Genomic DNA, 21,940 nt, shown 5'->3' with positions numbered 1-21,940 from the left:
AGGAAACGATGAAGATCGAGCCCGGTTTGGTTAAGAACCCCGCACGGGCAGGGCCAGCTCGAAGCGAGCCCCGCCGCGCTCACCGTTCGACGCGCGCACCCGGCCGTGGTGCTGCGCGACGACCTGGTGCACGATCGCCAGCCCGAGCCCCGATCCCGGTTGTGCCCGAGCGGACGCGGCCCGGTAGAAGCGTTCGAACACGTGCGGCAGGTCGGTGTCGGGGATGCCCGGGCCCTCGTCGGTCACCACGAGGTGCGCCTCGCCCGGCCCGGCGGCGAGGGTGACGGTCACGGTGCCGCCGGGCGGGCTCCACTTGGCGGCGTTGCCCAGGATGTTCAGCACCGCGCGTTCGAGCGCGGCCGGCCGGCCCCGGACCACGACGGACTCGGCGGCTTCGGTGGACAGGTCGAACCGGATCCCGGGCGCCCGCGGCCGCGCCCGGTCCACCGCGGTGCGCACGACGTCGGCGAGCTCCACGTCTTCCACGTCTTCGGGTGAGTGGTCCCCCGTCGCCAGCTCGACCAGCTCACCGACCAGGTCGGTGAGCTCGGCGGACTGCGTGTCGAGGTCGGTCAGCAGGCGGGCGTGGTCGTCCGAGGGCAGCCCGGACCGGGTCTGCGCGTGGATGAGCAGCTCGATGTTGTTGCGCAGGCTGGCCAGCGGCGTGCGCAACTCGTGGCCGGCGTCCTCGACCAGGCGGCGCTGTTCGTCGCGCGAGGTGGCCAGCGCGGCGAGCATCTCGTTGAACGACTCGGCCAGCTTCGCCAGCTCGCCCCGGCCCTTCACGGTGATCTCGGCCGCCAGCGCCTGGGTGCGCGCGACCTCGCCGGCTGCCGCGGTCAGCGTGTCGACCGGGCGCAACGCCGTTTTCGCGACCGCGCGGCCGATGAGCGCGGCGACCAGGACCCCGGCGAGACCGACCAGCAGTTCCCACAGCCCGAGGTCGGCCAGGGTGTGCTCGACCCCCTCCGAATCTCGGGCGACCTGCACCGCGCCGCCGGCCGGACGCGCGGCGATCCAGACGCGGTAGCGGTCCGACCCGATCCGGTCGACCTCGGAGCCGACCGAGATCGCCCCGGCCGCGACTTGCCGTGCCTGAGCGCCGACCGGAAAGGCGCTCACTTCGCCGGCGTCCCCGGTGGGCGCGCCGGCGGCGTCGACGAACTGGACGGTGAGGCCGACGCCGTGTCCCGGGTCCGTGCTCCGGCCGTCGCGGTCGGCCGTGCGCAAGGTGGCCAGCGCGTCGGCCGGCGACGCGGATTTAGCGGCCACCTGGGCGTAGGCCTGCAGCTGCGCGTCGAACTGCCGGTAGAGGCTCGCCTGCGTCACCAGCCACGAGGTGAGCGACACGGCGACCACGGCCACGGCGACCGCCGCCACCACGAGCACGGTCAGCCGGGCCCGCAGCGTCAGCTCCGGGAGCCGCCGTTTCACAACGGGTCCTCGCGCAGCACGTAACCGACGCCGCGCACGGTGTGCAGCAGCCGTGGCTCTCCCCCGGCTTCGAGCTTGCGGCGCAGGGAGCCGACGTACACGTCGAGGCCGTTGGACGCCGCGCCGAAGTCGTAGCCCCAGACCTGTTCGAACATCACCGCGCGGGTCAGCACGTGGCGCGGGTTGCGCAGGAAGGTCTCCAGCAACGAGAACTCGGTGCGGGTGAGGCGAAGCGGGCGCGATCCGCGGGTGACCTCCCGTGTCGAAGAGTCGAGCAGCAGGTCGGCGAACGACAGCGGTGGCGGCAGCTCGGTCGTGGCGGAGGCGTAATCCGTGCGGCGCAGCAGGGCGCGAACCCGGGCGAGCAGCTCCTGCAACGCGAACGGCTTGACCAGGTAGTCGTCGGCACCGGCGTCGAGGCCGGCCACACGGTCGTCGATGCCGGTGCGGGCCGTGAGCATCAGGATCGGGACGTGGTTTCCTTCCGCCCGCAGCAGCCGGCAACTGTCTATGCCGCCGAGGACCGGCATGGTCACGTCGAGGATCACGCCGTCGGGCCGCTGCGACCTGACCAGCTCCAGCCCGCGCGCCCCGTCCGAAGCGACCGACACCGTGTACCCCTCGAACCGCAGGGTGCGCGACAGCGAGTCACGCAGCGCGGCTTCGTCATCGACGATCACGACGTGCACTCGCGCCTCCGGTCTCTTCCACCGCAAGCTACCGGCGCGTGGCTGAGCGGACCGTCAGCGTCCGGTTAGCGGCCGGTTAAATCGGCTTGCGAAGCCGTTGACCTCGCGCGAACCTCCCGTTGGTCTTCGGGGACCTAGAGTCGAGCCGTGCAGCCGACCGCGGAACCGGAGGCCGGCGGCCGGGTGCTGGCCCCGGCCGTCGCCGAGGTCGCGACGCTGGTTTTCCTGCTGCTGACGGTCTCGGCGCTGGGAATCCTGCCGTGGACGAAGGGATTCGACCTCGGCGTGCACTCGTGGGTCGTCGCGCACCGCTCCGCCGCGGTGGTCTCGTTCGCCGCGGCCCTGACGAGCACCGCGTCCTCGGCGTTCGCCGTGCCGGCGGTGTTCGTCGCCGCGCTCGCGCTGACGCGAGGCTCACTCGGTCCGCGGCTGACGCGCGCCGCCCTGGTCACCGGGGTCGTCGGGTTGGGCGTGTTGTGCCGGTTCGGGCTCTCCGCGGTCATCGCGCGGCCGCGCCCGCCCGAGACCGACTGGGCGGTCGCCGCGTCGGGCCAGTCGTTCCCCTCGGGCCACACCTCGGACGCGATCCTGGCCGCGGGCGTGCTCGCGTGGCTCGCGGCGCAACGGCTGCGCGACCGGCCGGTCCTGCGCGCCGCGTTGTGGGTCATCGCGGGCACCTACGTGGTGGCGATCGCGTGGACGCGGGTGTACCTCGGCGTCCACTGGCCCACCGACGTGATCGGCAGCATCGCCTTCGGAACCGCGTGGCTCTGCGGCGCTCTCGTCGCCCGCCGGACCCTGCTGCCCGGCGGCCGTTCCGGCGCGGAGCCGACGTCCGCGCCCGACTAGGCTGAGGTGGTGTCGGACAACCTCGACCCCACCGCCGCTCACGAGAAGCCGGGCTGGCTCGTCCTGATCTACCGGGTGCCCTCGGAGCCGACCCGGCTGCGGGCGGCCGTGTGGCGCCGGCTCAAGGGACTCGGCGCGATCTACCTGCAGAACTCGGCCGCGGCGTTGCCCGACAGCCCCGAAAACGGCCGGGCCCTGCGCAAGCTGCGCCACGAGATCCTCGACATGACCGGCACCGCGGTGCTGCTCTCGTGTGACGTGCTGGCCGGCGAGCAGGAGGTGCTCGCCGCGTTCCAGGCCGCGCGCGACGACGAGTACGAAGAGATCGTCGACAAGTGCCAGGACTTCCACCAGCAGCTGGACAAGGAGTACACGGCGAACCACTTCACCTACGCGGAGCTGGAGGAGAACGAGGAAGACCTCACCAAGCTGCGCAACTGGTTCGCCAAGATCGCCGTGCGCGACGTGTTCGGCGCCCCCGGCCGGGCCGCGGCCGAAGAAGCGCTGCAAACGTGCGTGGACGCGCTGGAGAAGTACGCCAGCCGCGTCTACGACGAAGAAGCCGAGAGCCGCTGACCGGGCCGGCGGCTCCCGTCCTTCAGCTCGCTCGCCGCTTCGCGCGGACGACCCGCCAGACGCTGACCGGCAGGACGAGCACCACCGCCACCGGCAGGATCCACCACGCCGGGATCCCCGCCGCGGCCGCGAAGTAGGTCACGACCAGCGCCACGACCACGGCGAGCGCCGCCCGCCAGTCGTCACCGACGATGAAGTCGTACCAGAACGCGCCGAACCTCTTGAGCCACTTCATCGAGCCCCCTCCAGTCCCGCCGCGACGGCGGTCCGGCGCCGCAGGACGGCCACGAGGCCGAGTGCGAACACCGCGATCGCCGGCACCAGCACGAGCAGCGCCGCGTCGGAACCCGGCCAGGACGCGCCCGCGCCCTCGCTGCCCCAGTAGACGCCGAACGCCGTGAGCATCACGCCGACCACGAACTTCATCGAGTTCTCCGGCACCTTCGCCAGCGGCGCGCGGACCGCGAACCCCGTGACCACCACGACCACCACGGCGGCCGCGGCGGCGATCGCCGCGAGCAGCACGTTGCCCTGGTTGCTGCCGAAGGTGATCGCGATGAACGCGACCTCGAGCCCTTCCAGGAACGTGCCCTTGAACGACAGCGTGAACGCGTACCAGTCGCGGACCCCGGGCCGGCGTTCACCGCCGACGGCCTTCGCCGCGGCCAGCTCCCGGCCGTAGATCTCGTCCTCGTCGTGCAGGGCTTTCAGCCCGCCGGCGCGCAACACGGCCTTGCGCAGCCACTGCAGGCCGAATACGAGGAGCAGGCCGCCGACGACCAGCCGCAGGCCGGTGAGCGGCACGTAGGTCAGCGCCGGCCCGAGCGCCGCGACGATCACCGCGAGCACGACCAGCGCCGCCACCACCCCCTGCCCGGCCGAACGCCAGTCGCGGGCCGTGCCGGCCGCCAGCACGATGGTCAGGGCTTCGACCGCCTCCACCGAACAGGCGAGAAAAACCGCAACGAACAGCGCACCGCCGCTCATCGCCACCTCCTTACCCGGGCTCACGCCCGCTGCTCCAGCTGCTGATTCTAACAGCCGTTAGAACTGTTCCATAACATGTGCGATGCACCCGTCCGGAGTGAGGACGACGCGGACTTCGGAGCCGCGCGGCCACGGACGTTCGTCGAACACGGCGGTGAGCTCGCCGCCCGCGGTCGCGACGACGTGGTCGTAACCGCGGCCCCGGTAGGCCACGTCGACGACCGAGCCGTCGAGGGAGCCGTCCTCCCCCGCCTCCCGGTGGGCGACGATGCGCGTCGCCGCCGGCCGGATCAGCAGTCGCGTGCCGTCGCCGGGGCGCAGGTCGCCGACGGCGCGGGCGCGCAGGCGGCGCTCACCCGTGTCGAGCACGACGTACTCGCCGTCCACCCGGGCGACCGTGGCCGCCAGATCGGCGGCGAGCCCGGTGAACCGGGCGACGAAGCGGTTCGCCGGGCGCAGGTACACCGTCTCCGGGCGGGCGTACTGCACGAGCCGGCCGTGGTCGAGGACACCGATCTGGTCGGCGAGCGCGAACGCCTCGGACTGGTCGTGCGTGATGTACACGACGGTCGCGCCGCTTTCCCTGGCCAGGGTGGCGATCTCGACCCGCATCCGCTCCCGCAGGTCGGCGTCCAGATTGGACAGTGGCTCGTCGAACAGCAGCGCGACACGCTGCTGCTCGCCGCCGGACAGCTCGCTGGGAAACCGCGTCGCGTAGTCGCCCAGGCCGACGCGCTCCAGCATGGCCGTGGCCCGCTTCTCCGCCTCGGGCCGAGCGATCTTCTTGCGCCGCAACGGGTACGCGACGTTGTCCGCGACGGTCAGGTGCGGCCACAGCGCGTAGTCCTGGAACACCATCGCCAGCTCGCGCCGTTCCGGCGGCACGTGCAGCGTGTCGCCAGCGACCAGGCGGTCGCCGAGCAGGATCCGGCCGCCGTGGACGCGCTCGATGCCCGCCACCGAACGCAGCAACGTGGATTTGCCGGAGCCCGACGGGCCGAGCAGGACCACGAACTGCCCGGCTTCGGCGACGAGGGACACCTCGTCGAGCGCGGTCTGGGTGCCGTAGCGCTTGACCAGGTCCCGGAGCTCGAGCCTGGTGGCCGTCGTGGTGTTCACCGGTGCTCCCAACGTCGCCACCCGGCCGACGTCAGCAGCCGGAACAGGCCCAGCGCCACCCCGATCACCAGGAGGATTCCCAGACAGGCCACCACGAGCGTCGCCGTGCCGCCGGCGAAGTCGTAGCCGTTGACCAAGGTGGTCACCGCCACCGACAGCCGTTACTGCCCCGGCGGGTAGAGCATCGCCGCGAGCGGCAGCTCCAGCAGCCGGTCGGCGAAGGCCAATAGCCACGCCCACAGCAGGCTGCCGGACAACAGCGGCAGCACCGTGGACTGCCACGCCCGCGCCGGACCGGCGCCGTGCACCCGGGCGGCGACCAGCAGTGAGTCCTGCAGCTGCGCGAACGATCCCGTCAGCAGGCGCGAGGTGGCGGGCAGCGCGCCGGCGAGCAGCCCGATCACCAGCAGCGTGAGGGTGCCGTAGAGCTGGATGCCCAGCGAGGTCACCAGCGGCAGGTTGTAGGTGAAGATGTAACCCGCGCCGAGCACGATCGCGGGCAGCCCGAGCGCCGCGAGCAGCAGCAGGTCCAGCGACGCGGCCGTCCTCCCCCGCGCCGCGTAGCCGCGGCGGGAGAGCAGCCGGGCGATCAGCACCCCACCGGCCAGCGCGAGCGTCGCGGTGATCACGGCGAGCCGCACCGACAGCAGTACCGGCGCCAGCAGATCCGCGCGTTCGAACACCTGCCGGTACGCGTCGAAGGTGAGGCTGTGCGCGGTCAGGGTGCCGAAGTTGCCCAGCAGCGAGGCGAAGACCGTGCCCAGCAGCGGAACGCCCAGCGCCAGCAGGAAGAACGCGGCCAGTCCCGCGAACGCGGCGGGCTTGCGCCAGCCGTGCAGCGCGACGACTCGCACCGGACGGGTCCGGCCCGACAGCACGGCGTAGGACTTGCCGCGCGTTGCCGCACGCTGCGCGAGCATGGCCAGCGCGACCAGCACCATCAGCAGCCAGCCGATCGCCGCGGCCGTCGGGTAGTCCGACGGGAACGTGGTGACCGCGTCCGCGAGCGCGAACGTCGCGATCGGGAAATGCGCGCCGGCGGCCAGCGTCGAGGCCACGCCGTAGTCGCTGATCGCCTCGGCGAACACGATCGCCAGCGCCGACCACAGCCCGGGCGCGAGCAGCCCGATCATGATCTTCGCCCGCGACCACGGACCGGCGCCGTGCACGCGGGCGGCGTCTTCGAAATCGCGGCCGAGGCCCCGCACGACACCCGACACGGCGAGGAACGCGAACGGCACGCCCCGGCTGCCCAGCACCCAGATGACACCGGCCGGTCCCATCACGAGGTCGCGAAGCCACGGAACGTCGCTGCCGAACAGCCCTGCCAGCACACCATCCTTTTCGACCAGTCGCGTCCAGCCGAGTGCCTCCAAATAGGACGGAGCCAGCAGCAGCGCCCAGATACCCAGCCGCACACCGGCGCGGCGAAGACCTTGGCGCGGCCGAACAGCAGCGCCAGCACCGTCCCGAACGCCGTCGCGACCAGAGCCGACGCGACGCCGGTGACGGCGGTGTTCAGCAGGGCCTGCAGGTTGTTGCCGCGCAACGCCGTCGCGAACGGGGCCAGGGTGAACCGGGCGTCGCCCTGGCCGAACAGGCGGGGCGTGAGCGCGACGAGCAGGAACCCGAGCACGGGCACGAGCAGGACGGCGAAGACGGCGACGGATCCGCCGAGCCCGGCCAGCCGCGGCAGCGCTCGCCGAGCTCGGTGCAGTGCGCAGACCCCGGGGCTGCCGAGGTGCGGCCGGACGTCCGGCGGCGCGGCCGTTTCGCGGCGGCGCGGGGCCACGGTCGTGTCGAGGTTCATCACGGATTCCGTCAGTGCACGATGTTCTGCGTGAACCAGCTGTCGATCTCGCTCTCCTTCGGGCCCCACGCGTAGGGATCCACCGTCTGGTAGGAGATCGTGTCCAACGCGGGCAGCGCCGGCAGCGGGTCGACCCCGGTGATCGGCGGCCAGTACAACGAGTCGCCGGTGGCGTCGCCGGCGAGCATGGCCCGCTGCCCGGCCGGGCTGACGACGAACTGGAGGAACTTCTTCGCCTCGTCCTGCACCGCGGCCGGCGCCTTCGCCGCGATCGCCAGGTTGCTCGGCAGCAGGCTCACTTTGTTCAGGTACGCGATCTTCAGCGCCGGGTTCTTTTTCACCGACGAGTACGCCGACGAGCTCTGCGCGAGGTCGAGCTGGATCGACCCGGTCGCCAGCGCGTGCGACGCCGCGGGGTTGTCGTCGAACACCTGCAGGCCGTTGGTCTTGAGCTGAGAGAAGAACGCCTTGCCCTGGTCCTCACCGCCCAGCTGGCTCATGGTGCCCGCGACGAACGGATAGGTCGGGCCCGAGATGGCCGGGTTCGGCATGCCGACCTTGCCGCGCCACTGCGCGGACGTCAGCTCCTGCCACGTCTTCGGCGGCGCCGGCGTGCGCGAAGGGTCGTACACCAGCGCACCGGCCAACGTCAGGCCCGTGGGCACGTAACTGGCGTCCTTCGGGATCACCGACCGCGCGGACGCGGTCCACGGCGCGGTCACCGTGACGCCCTTGAGCAGCATCCCCTGGGTGTCGAGACCGGCGAAATGCGCGTCACCGTCGGCCCACAGCACCCCCCACTGCGGGTTGGACCTCTCGGCGGCGACCTTGGCCAGCAACGGCCCCGTGCTGTCGGACACCAGCTTGACCTGCACGCCCGTCGCCTTGCTGAAGGCGTCGAGCACGCCCTGCGTGTACCCCTGGGCGGAGTAGACGACCAGCGGCGGCGCCGACGCCGCCCCGCCCGCCGAACCGCTCGGCGAGCTCCCGCAGGCCGATGACACCGCCGCCACCGCGGCCACCGCCGCTGCGACGACGGCTCGGCGCCGGATGCGTGTTCCCATGCCAGTCCCCTTACGTGGAGGCGGTAGCTAACAACCGTTACATCACGCTAGTGACGAAGGTTGCCACGCCAGGGTGACGAAGGTTGCCGGTCAGGGAACACGGAGTAATCACTGTGGAGAAAAGTCGTTGTCTGGCAACGGTCTAACCCCTGGTTTGCCTGCCGCTAATCCACGGCGGCCGGCAACGGCACGAAGCCGGCCGGCCGCGGGGACCTTTCAGGAAGAATGACTGTCAGAGCGAGCCGGTCACCGCTTGCAGGCCCAGGCTCGTGGCGGCGACGGCGATCCACAGCACGCCGCCGAGCAGGAGCGGGCGGGGGCCGGCGCGGCGCATGTCCGCCAGGCGCAGGGAAAGGCCGATGCCCGCCAGCGCGGTGGTGATGAGGAACGTGCCCAGTGTGGACAGTGCGGGGTGCCAGGACGCGGGCACGACACCGAGGCTGTCGAGCGCGGCGGCGGCGACGAAGCCCACCAGGAACAGCGGGACGATGCGCCGCCACGGCATGGCGCGGATGCTGAAGCCGGCGTCGCCGGGGTTCTGGCGCGCTTCGCGGCGGGCGGTGAGGAACGCGAGCACGATCACGATGGGGATGAGCGTGAGCGTCCGGGTCAGCTTCACGACGATGCCGTACGAGCCGGCGTCGCCGCCGTAGGCGAAGGAGGCCGCGACGACCGAGGAGGTGTCGTTGATGGCCGTGCCGGCCCACAGGCCGAAGCTGTGCGAGCTCATGCCGAGCAGGTGGCCCAGCGGCGGGAACAGCAGCACGGCGGCGATGTTGAAGGTGAAGATCGTGCCGATGGCGTAGGCGACGTCCGTCTGCTTCGGCTTGATGACGGCGGTGGTGGCCGCGATCGCGGACGCGCCGCAGATGCCCGTGCCCACGCCGATGAGGGTGCGCGTGTCGCGCTCGATGCCGAGCCGACGGCCCAGCAGCCAGGCCCCGCCGAGGGCGACGGTGAGCGTGCCGAGCATGACCGGCAGCGACTGCACGCCGACGCGGACCACTTCCTGCAGCGACAGCCCGGTGCCGAGCACGACGATCGACAGCTGGAGCACCGGCTTCGAGGCCACGCCGTAGCCCGGCGCCCACCGTTGCGCCCGCAGGCCCGGCACGAGGGCCGCGGCCAAGGCGCCGAGCAGGATGCCGAACACCGGCCCGCCGACGATCGGGACCAGCGAACCCAGCCCCGTCGCAACCCCGGCGACGACCAGCGCCACCAGCAGCCCCGGAGCCGCCTCGGCGACGCGGTCACGCGCCGGGTGCCGCTCGACGGGGCGGTCCTGGGTGGCGGTCACCGGGCACCCGCTCGTTCGTGTGTCCGCATCGACACTCCCCTCCCGAGTCTGCCCGCGTCCAAATGTACGTACATTCAAACTAGATTATGTCCGCACATTTGGCTACCGGTAGTGTCGGGCGAGACAGTCCGGAGGAGGCCATGGCCCCACGCACGCTGAGCCGCGCCGGCTCCGAACCGCTCTGGCGCCAGCTCCAGCGCGAGCTGCTGACCAGGCTCGACGCCGGCGAGTTCACCGAACAGTTCCCGGGCGAGCTCGCGCTGGCCGAGGAGTACGGTGTCAGCCGCCACACCGTGCGCCAGGCCCTGCGCCAGCTGCGTGCCGACGGCGTGGTCGTCGCCGAGCGCGGCCGTCAGCCGCGGGTCGCCCCGCCGGCCGAGATCGCCCAGCCGCTGGGCGCGCTCTACAGCCTGTTCACGTCCGTCGAGGCCGCAGGCCTGGCGCAGCACAGCATCGTCCGCACGTTCGACGTCCGCGCCGACGCGCTGGTCGCCGAGCGCCTCGACCTCGAAGCCTCGACGCCGCTGGTCTACCTGGAGCGCCTCCGCCTGGCTGGCGACGAGCCGCTGGCGATGGACCGCGTGTGGCTCCCCGCCGACGTCGCGAAACCGTTGCTGCAGGCCGACTTCACGCACACCAGCCTCTACGGCGAGCTCGCCCGGCGCACCGGGATCCGCCTCGACCACGGTCGCGAAGAGGTGCACGCCGTGATCCCCACCGCCGCCGAACGCGCCCAGCTCGCCTGCGCCCACGACGTCGCGGCCTTCGCGATCAACCGCCTGAGCCACTCGCAGGGGCGCCCGATGGAGTGGCGCCACACCCTCGTCCGCGGCGACCGCTACGCGCTGACGGCCGAGTTCTCCGCCGCCGGGTACCGGCTCGTCAGCCAGTCCTGAGGCGCTCCGCGGCCACGTGTCGCACCGGGTCGCAGATCAGTGCGGATTCGGCCCCCTCCTTGAAAAGCACATGCGCAGCGCCATCTCCGGCCGACGGCCGCGGCGGGCACCTCACCCGCGTGATTCAGGAAGCTGGACCCGTCGGCGCGCAAGCGTAGTCTGCGAGGCGCAGATCCGACGCGCTGCGCTCAGTGTCCACACGCAACAGATTCACGAGGTATCCGGGAACGTCGCGAGAAACGGAGACAACACCATGCCGATGATCACCACCGACGACGGTGTCGAGATCTTCTACAAGGACTGGGGCACCGGCCAGCCCATCGTGTTCAGCCACGGCTGGCCCCTGTCGGCGGACGACTGGGACACCCAGATGTTGTTCTTCCTGCAGCAGGGTTATCGCGTCATCGCGCACGACCGGCGCGGTCACGGTCGTTCGGCGCAGGTCGCCGAGGGACACGACCTCGACCACTACGCCGACGATCTCGCGGCTGTCACCGCGCACCTCGATCTCCACGACGCCATCCACGTCGGGCACTCCACGGGCGGCGGCGAGGTCGTGCGCTACCTGGGCCGCCACGGCGAGTCCCGCGTCGCCAAGGCCGCGATCCTGTCCGCCATCCCGCCGCTGATGCTGAAGACCGAGTCGAACCCGGGCGGCCTGCCCAAGAGCGTCTTCGACGACCTGCAGGCGCAGCTGTTCGCGAACCGTTCGGTGTTCTACCGCGCGGTGGCCTCGGGCCCCTTCTACGGCTTCAACCGCCCCGGCGTCGAACCCGACGAGGCAATCATCCAGAACTGGTGGCGCCAGGGCATGATGGGCAGCGCGCTGGCCCACTACGACGGCATCGTCGCGTTCTCCCAGACCGACCAGACCGACGACCTGAAGAAGATCACCGTCCCCGTCTACGTCGGCCACGGCGACGACGACCAGATCGTCCCCTACGCCGACGCCGCCTTGCTGTCGTCGAAGATCCTGCAGAACTCCACGCTGAAGATCTATCCGGGTTACCCGCACGGCATGCCGACCGTCCACGCCGAGACGATCAACGCGGATCTCCTGGAGTTCTTCCGGTCCTGACCGCGCGGGGTCAGCGCACGGTGATCCTCGTCAGGCTCGCCGTCGGGTTTCCGGTGACCTGAACCGCGACGTAACGCGCCGCGCCGCTGAGCGCGACCGTCGTCGTACGGCGCGCGGACGGGGTCGGGGCGGCGGTGTAGGTGCGGCCGTCGGTGCTCGTCTCGACGGTGAACGTGGGGAGGCGGCCGCCGGTCCAGGTGAGCTCCGCGGTGGTGAGGGGGCAGGGCGCGCCGAGGTCGAGGACGAGGCGGCCGTTCGGGCCCGGGCGCCAGGAGGTGCGCGGGTCGTCGTCGACGGCGGCGGTGGGGGTGCTCATGCCCGGGGGAAGGGGTTCGGCCGGGAAGGTGGTCGCGCCCAAAGCCAGGTCCGGCAAGGGGTACGGGCGGGTCCGGCGGGCGGTGACCGTCACCGCGTGCCGGGCGGGGAGGACCACCGGCCGCCAGGGTTCGCCCGCCGGCTGCACCGAGACGGCCACGGTGCGGTCGGCGGTCAGCCGCAGGGTGGCGGCGTCGACGACGGTGGCGCGCACGCCGGCGGGCAGGGTGCGGCCCACGCCACGCACGGTGAAGCGCGCCGGTTCGATGCGGGCTTCGCCGGGCGACGCGGAGACCGACCACGAAGTGCCGGTCGCGGTGACGACCTGCGAGCCCTGGTAGAGCGCGGCGGTTCCGTCCGTGGCGGGCAGAGTGAGGGTGCCCGACGTCGTCGCGGCGGAGAGGTTGAACAGCACGAGGTGCCCGTCGAGCACGGATACGCGCAGTGCCGCGGAACTGGCCGTCGGCCGTGGTTCGCGCGCGGCGGCGGCCAAATTGCGCGGGTCCGGATGGCATTCGACGTGCACGGGCGCGGAATCACCGTCGGACAGCACGATCCGGTCGCCGGTGACGGTGGCCGGGTGCGGTGAGCCGGACACGACGAACCCGGCGCGGCCGTCGACGTCGAGCCAGCCGCCGGTCGTGGTGACGGCGGGCAGCGGGTAGGTGCCGGCCGCGGTCCACGTGGTGGCGTCGGCCGAGGTCTCCACGCGGTAGCGGCGCCCGGCGGCGGCCTCCCACGCCACGCGAACGCGGTCGAACCGTTGGGGCGCCCCGAAATCGAGCGCGAGCCAGCTGTCGGCGCGCGGGCGGTCGGCGACGGAGACGGCCCACCGCGTGGCCGCGTCACCGTCGTTCGCGAACTTCGCCTCCTTGCCCGGCGTCGCCGAGGAAGCCGAAGCCGTGGCCGCGCGGGCGAGGTCCGGGCCCGCCGCACCGTCGCGGACTTCGAAGGCCCACACCGAATACCCGTACGTCGGATCCGGCTGCACGCCGAGGATCCGCACGTACCGGGCCGTCACCGCGGGGAAGGTCACGTCGTCGGTGCGCCCACCGCCGGACGGCGGCGCCGGCGCGACGGGGACGGTCACCGCGCCTTCGGCGGTGCGGTAGGTCCGCTCGCCGGTCAGCCCCGGCACGCCGGGCATGGCGAGGTTGTACACCGACACCGCGCCCTCGCCCGCGCCCAGGCCGGTGCTGGAGTACACCGCCGCGCCCGTCGGCAACGTCGCGAAACCGGCGTACCCGGTGTCGAACTTCCACACCGCGGCGCTCGCGTCGAAGCCGTCGCGGACCTTCGTCCACGTCGTGGCGTGCCGTTCCCGCACGGCCAGCGCGGTGGACGGAAGCAACATCGGCGTGGCGCCGCTGACGGCGAACAGCCAGTCGTCGTGGTGCGGCTGCCACGCGAACTTCGTGAACCCGGGCTTGCTCACCGCCGCGGCCCACGCGGCCCGACTGCGGTGCGCGAGCAGGCCGGGCCCGTCGCCGAAGTCCGCGACGCCGACGGCGTGGGCGTCGAACTCCGCCTGGCTTACCGGACGCACCGGGCCACCGTGGTCGGCGCGCCATTCGTGCAACAGGTAGCTGATCGCGATCTCCGCCCGCGCCTCCGGCTCGTACTTGGGCTCGCCCGAGAACTTCGTGACGCGATCGGCGGGCGCGTAGGCCTGGTACGGCTCCAGCCGTGCGGCCAGCTGCGCCTCGGCGCGCGCGGCGTAGCGGTCGCCGAGCACCTGCGCGCGGAACGCGAGCGGGATGACGTCGCGGCCGTAGAGGTGCTCGCGGTCGGCGACCATCGGCATGAGGGGTTCGCCCGCGTCGCTGGCCATCAGCAGCATCGTGTGCCACAGCAGCTCGCCGTTGGGCTGCGCGGTGAGCACCTCCGGCAGCGGCTGCCCGGCCAGCAGGAAGTGCATCGAGTTGCGGCCGGAGGTGCGCCACAGCTCTTCCTGGTAATGCGGGCCGAAGGAGCCGTGGTTCTCCACGAGGAAGGTGTCGTAGAGGTTCTCCGCCGTGTTGGCCGAGATCGGCACGCCGTCGACGACCCGGGGGTTGGCCAGGTCCGCGGCGGGCAGCGCGGTCTCGTTGCGGCTCCACCGCCCGAACCACTCGCGCCACTGCGCGGCGCGGGGATCCTTCGCGGCCCAAGCCATCCCCGGGGCGAGGGCCTGGGCGTACACGCCCATCTCCTCCAGCTTGGTGTCGCCGACGTGCCCGCCCGAGAGGCCGTGGGGCGTCCAGTCGCCGGACAGCGGGTCGTCGCCCGTGCCGAGCGCCGCGGTGTAGGCGGCCTGCCCGGTCGCGATCTCGTCGAGGTTCGCGCGGGTGGCGGCGTCGAGGTCGGCCCACAGCAGGCGGCCGGCCAGCTGGAAGTAGGACTGGAACGTGGTGTCGAAGAACAGCCGGCGGCCCCACTCGGTGCCGCCGGTGAGGAGGTTGCTCGCCGCGAAGTGCCGGATCGTGTCGACGGTGTGCCGGTGCAGCACCTCACGTTCGACGCCGGTGACCGCGGCGTCGTACCCGTCGCGCGTGAGCAGGACGGCGTTGCCCAGCACCACGGCGAACGTGAAGTCCTTCGCCGGGTAGATGCCGGCCGCCGCGTCGAACTGCTGCTCGGCCCAGCGGGTGTGGCGAAGCAGCACCCGCAGGTAGGTCGCGGCGACGTCGTCCGGCGCTCCCCCGCCGCGGGCCGGCGCGGGGGTGGCGGCCCGCGCCGCCGGGGTCACCAGGCCCGCGCTCACCAGCGCGAGCCCGCCCGCGCCGAGTCCCTGAAGCACCGCGCGCCGCCTGAGCGCCATGTCCGCCCCCCTTGTTGACAACCTTGTCATCGCGTCGGCGCCGATTCTGCTTCCCCGCACGGCGACGGGGCAACGCCGGCGGGGAAACCCGTCCGGTTCAGGACAACCGGGCTCGCGCTCTCAGCCGGCTTCGGGTCCGTGCGCGGCACGGCCCAGCCGCAGAGCGGACACGAGGAAGAAGATGCCGCCCAACGTCGCGTAACCGGCCAGAGTCGTGAAGGACGCACTGTCCTTTGTGGCCTGGAGGACGAACGAAGCGCCGGCCAAGACGGAGATCCCGCCGCTGAGGATGACCGGCCACTGGCCGCCGAGGGTGCGGCGCAGGAGGCCGACGACCAGCTGCACCAGCCCGGCCACGATCGCCCACGCGCCCCACACGCCGAGGACCGCGGGGATGCCCGACGAGGCCGCGACGGCCAGGCCCACGGCGGCGAGCAAGCTGATCACCACGTTCACATACAGGCCCGCGACCGGCTTGCCCTTCTTCACCGAGCGGGCGTCGACGACGGCCGCGGCCACGTCGAACAGCGGGTAGAGCACGAGCAGCGTCGTGCTGACCGGACCGAGGCTCGACCCGGTCACGAACAGCAGCACGGCCCAGACCACGGCGAACGCGAACCGGATGAAGTACAGGCGCCGCAAGGGTTTCGCGATACCCCCGGGGCCGCAACGGTGGTGGTGCTCATGGAGTGCTCCTTCGGACTGGGGTCGCGATCGGCCGGGTAGACAGATCGTTCTATCTCTCGGTGAGTGACTATGGCAGCCGCCGAGCCAAGCCGTCAAGACCGACCGTTCTATCTGCTAGTGTGGAAGCAACGAGGAGAGGTGGACGGCGAAGTGTCCGAAGCGCGAGCCCGACTGCTGGCTTCGGCGAGCCGGCTGTTCTATTCGGAGGGCCTCCACTCGGTCGGCATCGACCGGGTCATCGCCGACGCCGGTGTCACGCGCGCCACGCTCTACCGGCACTTCCCGAGCAAGGACGACCTGCTGGTCGCGTACCTGACGGCGGCCGACCAGGCGATCCGCGCCGGCATCGAGACCGCCCGCACCGGCAAGGCCTCGGGGGCCGACGCCGTCCGCGCGGTCGCCGAGTCGATCGCCGACGGCATCCGCACGCCCGGGTTCCGCGGCTGCGCCTTCCTCAACGCCGTCGCGGAGTACCCCGATCCCGCGCACCCCGTGCACCAGGCCGTGCTCACCCACCGGCAGTGGTTCCTGGAGGTCGTCACCGAACTGCTCGCCCAGGCCGGCGAGACCGCGCCCGAGCCGGCCGCGAGGCACTTCGTCATGCTGCGGGACGGCGCCATGGCCGCCGGCTGCCTCAGCGATCCGGCGCCGGTCTGCGAAACCTTCCGCCTCGGCGTCGAAGGAATCCTGAAGTACCGGGACACTCCGGTCGTGCCTCCCGAGAAGGCGGGCCAGGCTTCGCAAGCCTGACCACCGGCCCCGTGGTGAAGACCGCCACTACTGAATGAATTTTCATTGACGTCCTGACGCACCCGTGTCATCGTCTTATTAAATGAACATTCATTAGTGAAGGAACCGTGACCACCACCCTCGCCCCGGCCCACTGGACGCCCGACCGGATCGGCGACCTGCGAGACCGCGTCGCGCTCGTGACCGGCGGCAACAGCGGCATCGGCCTCGAAACCGCCCGCGTGCTGACCCGTCACGGCGCCCGCGTCCTCCTGGCCGGCCGCAGCCGGGCGAAGCTCGACGACGCCGTCGCCACGCTGCGCGCCGACCAGCCCACCGCGCGGCTGGAAACCGTCGTGCTGGACCTGGGCTCCCTGGCCTCCGTCGCCGAGACGTCCGCGCGGCTCGCGGCCACCGAGACGATCGATCTGCTCTTCAACAACGCCGGCGTCATGAACGTGCCGGACCGGCGCACGACCGCGGACGGGTTCGAGCTGACCGTCGGCACCAACCACCTCGGGCACTTCGCCCTCACCGCCGGACTGCTGCCCGCGCTGCGCCGCGCCGAAGCCGCGCGGGTGGTCACCGTCAGCGCGATCGCCGCGACCTGGCGCTCCGGCCGGCTCGACGACCTGATGAGCGAGCAGCGCTACGGCGCGATGCGCGCGTACGCGAAGTCCAAGCGCGCCAACGTGGTTTTCACCCAGGAGCTGTCCCGGCGGCTGGCCGGTACCGCCCTGCGCGCGGTGTCGGTGCACCCCGGCTCGGCCGTGACCAACCTGCAGCGCCACTCGGAAAGCGCGGTCTCGCGGGCGATGATCGCGGTGCTGCGCAGCGTGGTCATGGGTTCCCCGGAAGGCGCGGCGTGGCCGTCGCTGTACGCCGCGACCAGCCCCGAAGTGATCGGCGGCGCCTTCTACGGCCCCGCCGGCCGCGACCAGACCTCCGGCACCCCGAAGCCGGTCAAGCTCCCCCGCGGCGCCGACGACCCGGCCGAAGGCGCCCGCCTGTGGGCCGAAAGCGAACGCCTCACCGGCGTCACCTTCTCCTTCTGACCTCCCGAAAGGACCTCATCCCATGACCGGCTCGACCTTCGACCTCCGCCGGCAGGACGTCGACCCCGCGCTCCTCGAAGCCCAGCGCGAGGTGAACGCCGTGCTCGCGAAGATGCCGCACCCGGACGTCCGGACCCCCGAAGGGCTCGCCGCCCTGCGCGCCGGCACTGCCCACAACCCCGGCGCGACGAACCTGCGCCCCACCGAACGCCACGTCGACGGACCCACCGGCCCGATCCGGCTGCGCGTGTTCACGCCGCCCGAGCCACGCGCGATCCTCTACCGCATTCACGGCGGCGGCTGGGCCGCCGGAGCACCGGAGGACGACGACGTCGTCAACGACCGCCTCGCCCGCGCGACCGGTTCGATCGTCGTCAGCCCGGAGTACCGGCTGGCGCCCGAGGCCACCGTGCCCGAGCAGATCGAGGAGACGGTCGCCGTCGCCCGCCGGCTCGCCCGGCACGCGGCCGCGGAGTTCGGCACCGGCCGGCTGCTGATCGGCGGCATCTCCGCCGGTGCGCACCTCGCCGCCGCGACGCTGCTGGCGTTGCGCGACGCCGGTGATCCCGCGTTCGGCGCGTTCGCCGGCGCCTACCTTGACTGCGGCATCTACGACCTGGGCCTGTCCCCCAGCGCCGCGGCGCCACCGAAAACAGCCTCGTGCTCACCCGGTCCTGGATCGACGGCCTGCCCGACCTCGCCCTGCCCGGCCACACGCCGGAGCAACGGCGCGCCCCGCGGCTGTCCCCGGCCCTGGCCGACCTCACCCGCTTCCCGTCCACCCTGCTGACGGTCGGCGACCTCGACCCGCTGCGCGACGACGCCATCCTGCTCGCCGCCCGCCTGCGCCTCGCCGGCCGCGACGCGCGGCTGGAGATCTGGCCCGAAGCCCCGCACGCGTTCACCAACATGGCCACCCCGCTCGGCGACGTCGCCCTCGACAGCGCCATCGCATGGCTCAACGATCTCCTCGACCCGCCGCGCACCGCGCCCAACCCTGCGGCGGTCGTGCACCGGTTCGTCACCGAGGTCATCAACGGCGGCGACCTCGACGTCGTCGGCGAGCTCTGGCACGACGACCTCGCGTGGCACGCCGGCAGCGCCGGCGACCTCCACGGCCTCGAGGCCTACCGGGCCGCCCTGCGCGCCGCGGTCGGCGGTGCCTTCACCGGCATGCACCTGACCGTGCACGACACCCTCGTCGACGGCGACACGGTCGTGCTCCGGTTCACCAACAGCGGCACCCACACCGGGCCGTGCCTCGGTGTCGCGGCCACCGGCCGGCCCGCCGCGTGGTCCGGCATCGGCATCTACACCGTGCGGGCGGGCAAGATCGCCGAGGCGTGGTTCGGGGAGGACATGCTCGGCCTGCTGCGGCAGCTCGAGCCGAATGAACACTCATTAGGATGACGGCATGGCCCGGACCCGAGACCCCGAGAGCAAGCGGCGGCAGCTGCTGGACGGCGCGCTCGCCGAATTCGCCGAGCACGGCATCGGCGGCGCCCGCGTCGAGCGCATCGCCGCCCGCGCCGAGGTCAGCGCCGGGCTCGTGTATTCCTTCTACGACGGCAAAGAAGGGCTGTACGAAGCGGTCTACGACGCCATCGTCGAGCAGGTCGTCTCCGGGATCTCCATCGACGCGGACGACCTGCCCGGATACGCGGGACAGCTCTACGACGCGGGCCTGCGGCACCCGGACGTGATGCGCTTCGTCACCTGGTACCAGCTCGAGCGCGGCGGCGTCCGGCCTGTCGTCGCGAAGTCCATGGCCGACAAGACCGCGGCGATCGAGGACGCGCAGGGCCGCGGCACCGTGACCGGCCGGCGGCCGGCCGGCGAGCTGCTCGCCCTGGTGCTGACCATCGCGAACATGTGGCAGAACCAGGGCGAGGACGTCCGCGGCCTCGTCCCGGAGGCCGAGCGCCGCCGCGTCGTCACCGACACCGTCCGGCAGCTGGTGGATCCGGCGCGCTGACTGCGTTCCGTCCACTGTGGATGTTCTTCGGGGCCGTGCGTCGCCCTGCCGGCACCCGGCATCACCTCACCCGAATCGGAGGAGCACGGCGGCCTCCGGATGTGTTTCGGTGGCCCCAGTCGCCCGGGGGCGGGGCGCGAGACCGCGGAGGGGCCCATGACCGGAGACACGCGGCCCCGGGTCGCCGCGGGCAGGCTGTGGGCCGGCGGCGGGGCGACGGCACTGGTCGCGGCCCTGGCGGCCATCGTGGTGGTGCTCGTCGCGCGCGGCCTGTTCGACGTGCCCGTGCTGGCCCCGGAAGGCGAGGGCGCGCGGGGCGGGGTCGGCACGGTCGCCTACGCGGTGGGCGCCGCGCTCGTCGCCCTCGCGGCGACAGGACTGCTCCACCTGCTCCTGATCAGCACGCCCCGCGCGAAGTCGTTCTTCGTCTCGATCATGCTGCTCGTCACCGCGATCGCCGTCGTCATCCCCCTCGGCCTCGACGCGGAGCGCGGCGCGCGGTTCGCGACGGCCGCGGGGAACCTGCTGATCGGTCTCGTGATCACGAGCACGCTGTCCGGCGTCGCCGGCGCGGCGGTTCGCGCGGGCCGGCCGGTGCGGTGAGCTCCGCGGCGCCGGAATTCACCTCCGCCGGGTGATGCCGTGCGGGGCGGTCGCTGGGAACGCTGCCACAGGGGGACACGGCCGGGAGCCGCTCGACCCTGGCTACCGGTCCGTTGTGGACGGACCTCCCGGTCGTGCGGGTGTCGAGCATCGGAGGCGTGATGGCACTGGCTCAATCGGACTACCCGTTCCTGGACGTGATCTGGACCATGCTGGTGTTCTTCGGCTGGGTGGTCTGGTTCTGGCTGCTCATCGTGATCTTCGGCGACCTCTTCCACCGCTCGGACGTCTCCGGCTGGGGCAAGGCCGGCTGGACCGTCCTCGTCCTGGTGCTGCCGTTCGTCGGCGTGCTGATCTACCTCATCGCGCAGGGCAAGCACATGGGCGAGCGCCGGCGTTCCGAGGCGGCGGACAACCAGAAGCAGTTCGACGACTACGTCCGCTCGGTCGCCGCCAACGGCGACAAGGGAGACAAGGGCGACAAGGGCGCCGCCGGCCAGATCGCCGAGGCGAAGAAGCTCCTCGACACCGGCGCCATCAACGCGGAGGAGTACGAGTCCCTGAAGGCCAAGGCCCTCGCTCGGTGAGCGCGGGCCGGCCAGGCCCCGCCGGCAGGCCGAGACCGGCGGGGCCGCCCCTCCCCCACGCGGCGACCGGGCAGCACCGGTTCGCGACGGACGGAGGCAGGCGTGGCCGAGCAAGTGCGTGACCGAACCGCCGGACGGCGCCGCGCGGCCGGCATCTACGGCGTGATCGTCACCGCCGCCATCCTCACCGCCGTGGGCGGACAGCTTTCGACTCTGCCACTGGCGGTCACGGTCGTGGTCACGCTGCTGGTCTACTGGACGGCCGAGGAATACGCGGAACTACTGGGCGAGGAAGTCGAGGACGGCAAACTGCCGAGCCGGGCGCGGATCGCCACCGAGCTGCGCGCCACGTGGCCGATGGTGACGGCGTCGTTCGGCCCGATCGCCGCACTGCTGCTGGCCCGGCTCGCCGGCGCCTCGCCCGCCGCCGCGGCCAACACCGGCCTCGCGGTGGCCGTGGTGGTCCTGACCTATCACGCGTGGTCCGCGGCGCGCGTGGCCCGGCTGCGCGGCGCGGCACTGATCGGGACGACCTGCGCGGCAGGGCTGCTCGGCGTCGTCATGATCCTGTTGAAGAACCTGATCCTGGTCCACCTGCATTGACGCCACGGGACGGCCGCTGCCCGGCTGCGCGAACCGGAGACCGTCCTTTGCGGACGGTCAGTCCGTGACGCCCGCCGCGTCGAGGAGGGTGCGGGCGGTGGCGACGGCGAGGCCGCGCAGGTCGTCGGCGCCGACGCCGGCGCGGCTGCTGGCCCCGTCGTAGAGGACGGCGAGCTGGCGGGTGAGGAAGCCGGGGTCGGTGGCGTTGCCGCGTTCGGCTTCGGCGCGGAAGAAGCCTTCCAGGTGCTCGGTTTTGAGGCGGGCGGCCGTGATGCTCGCGGGGTGGTCGGGGTCTTTCAGCTCGAGCTGCGTGGCGAGGTAGGCGCAGCCGCGGTAGTCGGGTGACGTCGCGAAGGCTTCCAGCTGCTCGAAGACGTGCAGCAGCCGCGCGCGCGGGCTGGAGCTGAAACCGGGCGGGGGCAACAGGAAGGCGGCGTCGTCGCCGATGCGGCGCTGCAGTGCGGCTTCGAGGAGGGCGTCCTTGCTGTCGAACAGCTCGTACATCGACTTCTTGGAGATCCCCGCGCGCCGGCACAGCGCGTTGGCGCCGACGGCGACCCCGTCGCGGTAGAAGAGCTCGATCGCGGCACGCAGGAGCCGCTCGCGCTGGGACTCGCGGACGGCGTTGTCCGGCGCTCCGGCCTTCGCGTCGGGTGCGGCGGTTTCGGTGCTCATGGCGTCCAGGCTACCTCGCCGGGGTTGACACGAGAAACCGAGCGGTTTACGTTGACGTCGCCTGCAGAAACCAATCGGTTTCTGATCTTCGCGCCTCCGACCAGGAAGAAGC

General features: G+C 72.2%; 25 protein-coding genes. 12 read left to right on the top strand and 13 right to left on the bottom strand.

The window, feature by feature from the left end; genetic code table 11:
• Positions 1-30 precede the first annotated feature (30 nt).
• Together AB0878_RS25540 and AB0878_RS25535 are read right to left on the bottom strand one after the other, a co-directional pair.
• Complete coding sequence (locus AB0878_RS25540; RefSeq protein WP_366582756.1) at positions 31-1,434, bottom strand: HAMP domain-containing sensor histidine kinase; 1,404 nt, start codon at positions 1,432-1,434, stop codon at positions 31-33.
• Complete coding sequence (locus AB0878_RS25535; RefSeq protein ID WP_366582755.1) at positions 1,431-2,123, bottom strand: response regulator transcription factor; 693 nt, start codon at positions 2,121-2,123, stop codon at positions 1,431-1,433. The genes AB0878_RS25540 and AB0878_RS25535 overlap by 4 nt, the downstream gene beginning before the upstream one ends.
• A gap of 147 nt (positions 2,124-2,270) precedes the next feature.
• Between AB0878_RS25535 and AB0878_RS25530 the strand changes: the two genes are divergently transcribed.
• Both AB0878_RS25530 and AB0878_RS25525 read left to right on the top strand, forming a co-directional pair.
• Entirely contained in the window at positions 2,271-2,972 is a 702-nt protein-coding gene (locus AB0878_RS25530; RefSeq protein WP_366582754.1) for a phosphatase PAP2 family protein, read from the top strand.
• A 9-nt stretch (positions 2,973-2,981) separates the two neighbouring features.
• A complete protein-coding gene (locus AB0878_RS25525; RefSeq protein WP_366582753.1) occupies positions 2,982-3,548 on the top strand; it encodes a Chromate resistance protein ChrB in 567 nt (188 codons plus the stop codon).
• 22 nt (positions 3,549-3,570) lie between these two features.
• On the opposite strand, the gene AB0878_RS25520 is transcribed toward AB0878_RS25525, so the two are convergent.
• From AB0878_RS25520 to AB0878_RS25485, 8 genes are all read right to left on the bottom strand, one after another.
• Positions 3,571-3,783, bottom strand: coding sequence for a hypothetical protein (locus AB0878_RS25520; protein WP_366582752.1), 213 nt, complete (start codon positions 3,781-3,783; stop codon positions 3,571-3,573).
• Entirely contained in the window at positions 3,780-4,535 is a 756-nt protein-coding gene (locus AB0878_RS25515; protein ID WP_366582751.1) for a hypothetical protein, read from the bottom strand. Before AB0878_RS25515 ends, AB0878_RS25520 begins: the two co-directional genes overlap by 4 nt.
• A 57-nt stretch (positions 4,536-4,592) precedes the next feature.
• Positions 4,593-5,654: an ABC transporter ATP-binding protein gene (locus AB0878_RS25510; protein WP_366582750.1), complete on the bottom strand. Its 1,062-nt coding sequence runs from the start codon at positions 5,652-5,654 to the stop codon at positions 4,593-4,595.
• Positions 5,651-5,806: a hypothetical protein gene (locus tag AB0878_RS25505; RefSeq protein WP_366582749.1), complete on the bottom strand. Its 156-nt coding sequence runs from the start codon at positions 5,804-5,806 to the stop codon at positions 5,651-5,653. The genes AB0878_RS25510 and AB0878_RS25505 overlap by 4 nt, the downstream gene beginning before the upstream one ends.
• Before the next feature lie 9 nt (positions 5,807-5,815).
• Positions 5,816-6,988: an ABC transporter permease subunit gene (locus tag AB0878_RS25500; protein ID WP_366582748.1), complete on the bottom strand. Its 1,173-nt coding sequence runs from the start codon at positions 6,986-6,988 to the stop codon at positions 5,816-5,818.
• Entirely contained in the window at positions 6,937-7,464 is a 528-nt protein-coding gene (locus AB0878_RS25495; protein WP_366582747.1) for a hypothetical protein, read from the bottom strand. Before AB0878_RS25495 ends, AB0878_RS25500 begins: the two co-directional genes overlap by 52 nt.
• An 11-nt stretch (positions 7,465-7,475) precedes the next feature.
• Positions 7,476-8,528: an extracellular solute-binding protein gene (locus tag AB0878_RS25490; RefSeq protein ID WP_366582746.1), complete on the bottom strand. Its 1,053-nt coding sequence runs from the start codon at positions 8,526-8,528 to the stop codon at positions 7,476-7,478.
• A 232-nt stretch (positions 8,529-8,760) separates the two neighbouring features.
• Positions 8,761-9,825 carry a putative sulfate exporter family transporter gene (locus AB0878_RS25485; RefSeq protein WP_366582745.1) on the bottom strand — a complete coding sequence of 355 codons (1,065 nt, stop codon included), beginning with the start codon at positions 9,823-9,825 and terminating at the stop codon, positions 8,761-8,763.
• A 140-nt stretch (positions 9,826-9,965) separates the two neighbouring features.
• Between AB0878_RS25485 and AB0878_RS25480 the strand changes: the two genes are divergently transcribed.
• On the top strand, positions 9,966-10,721 hold the full coding sequence (locus AB0878_RS25480) for a GntR family transcriptional regulator (protein ID WP_366582744.1): 756 nt from the start codon (positions 9,966-9,968) through the stop codon (positions 10,719-10,721).
• A 253-nt stretch (positions 10,722-10,974) separates the two neighbouring features.
• Entirely contained in the window at positions 10,975-11,799 is an 825-nt protein-coding gene (locus AB0878_RS25475) for an alpha/beta hydrolase (protein WP_366582743.1), read from the top strand.
• 10 nt (positions 11,800-11,809) lie between these two features.
• Here AB0878_RS25475 and AB0878_RS25470 read toward each other — a convergent pair whose 3' ends face one another.
• Both AB0878_RS25470 and AB0878_RS25465 read right to left on the bottom strand, forming a co-directional pair.
• A complete protein-coding gene (locus tag AB0878_RS25470; RefSeq protein WP_366582742.1) occupies positions 11,810-14,914 on the bottom strand; it encodes a discoidin domain-containing protein in 3,105 nt (1,034 codons plus the stop codon).
• A 120-nt stretch (positions 14,915-15,034) separates the two neighbouring features.
• Positions 15,035-15,556, bottom strand: coding sequence for a hypothetical protein (locus AB0878_RS25465; protein ID WP_366582741.1), 522 nt, complete (start codon positions 15,554-15,556; stop codon positions 15,035-15,037).
• Positions 15,557-15,751: 195 nt separating this feature from the next.
• Between AB0878_RS25465 and AB0878_RS25460 the strand changes: the two genes are divergently transcribed.
• The 8 genes from AB0878_RS25460 (at position 15,752) to AB0878_RS25425 (ending at position 21,153) form a co-directional block, all read left to right on the top strand.
• The gene (locus tag AB0878_RS25460) at positions 15,752-16,351 is read left to right on the top strand and encodes a TetR/AcrR family transcriptional regulator (RefSeq protein ID WP_366582740.1); all 600 of its coding nucleotides are present in this window, start codon (positions 15,752-15,754) and stop codon (positions 16,349-16,351) included.
• Positions 16,352-16,458: 107 nt separating this feature from the next.
• Positions 16,459-17,385 carry an oxidoreductase gene (locus tag AB0878_RS25455; protein WP_366582739.1) on the top strand — a complete coding sequence of 309 codons (927 nt, stop codon included), beginning with the start codon at positions 16,459-16,461 and terminating at the stop codon, positions 17,383-17,385.
• Between the two features lie 22 nt (positions 17,386-17,407).
• Positions 17,408-18,175 (top strand): alpha/beta hydrolase fold domain-containing protein, encoded by a 768-nt coding sequence (locus tag AB0878_RS25450; protein WP_366582738.1) that lies wholly within the window; start codon positions 17,408-17,410, stop codon positions 18,173-18,175.
• Positions 18,064-18,795: an ester cyclase gene (locus tag AB0878_RS25445; RefSeq protein WP_366582796.1), complete on the top strand. Its 732-nt coding sequence runs from the start codon at positions 18,064-18,066 to the stop codon at positions 18,793-18,795. Before AB0878_RS25450 ends, AB0878_RS25445 begins: the two co-directional genes overlap by 112 nt.
• 4 nt (positions 18,796-18,799) lie before the next feature.
• Entirely contained in the window at positions 18,800-19,360 is a 561-nt protein-coding gene (locus tag AB0878_RS25440; RefSeq protein WP_366582737.1) for a TetR family transcriptional regulator, read from the top strand.
• A gap of 156 nt (positions 19,361-19,516) precedes the next feature.
• Positions 19,517-19,963: a DUF6069 family protein gene (locus AB0878_RS25435; protein ID WP_366582736.1), complete on the top strand. Its 447-nt coding sequence runs from the start codon at positions 19,517-19,519 to the stop codon at positions 19,961-19,963.
• 161 nt (positions 19,964-20,124) lie between these two features.
• Positions 20,125-20,550, top strand: coding sequence for an SHOCT domain-containing protein (locus AB0878_RS25430; RefSeq protein WP_366582735.1), 426 nt, complete (start codon positions 20,125-20,127; stop codon positions 20,548-20,550).
• A 102-nt stretch (positions 20,551-20,652) separates the two neighbouring features.
• A complete protein-coding gene (locus tag AB0878_RS25425) occupies positions 20,653-21,153 on the top strand; it encodes a hypothetical protein (RefSeq protein WP_366582734.1) in 501 nt (166 codons plus the stop codon).
• A gap of 57 nt (positions 21,154-21,210) precedes the next feature.
• Here AB0878_RS25425 and AB0878_RS25420 read toward each other — a convergent pair whose 3' ends face one another.
• Positions 21,211-21,828 carry a TetR/AcrR family transcriptional regulator gene (locus AB0878_RS25420; RefSeq protein WP_366582733.1) on the bottom strand — a complete coding sequence of 206 codons (618 nt, stop codon included), beginning with the start codon at positions 21,826-21,828 and terminating at the stop codon, positions 21,211-21,213.
• Between the last annotated feature and the right edge of the window lie 112 nt (positions 21,829-21,940).

The organism is Amycolatopsis sp. NPDC047767, from assembly GCF_040704195.1.
GTDB lineage: Bacteria > Actinomycetota > Actinomycetes > Mycobacteriales > Pseudonocardiaceae > Amycolatopsis.
The sequence above is the reverse complement of the archived record's forward strand: the minus strand, read 5'-3'. Positions and strand labels throughout refer to the sequence as shown.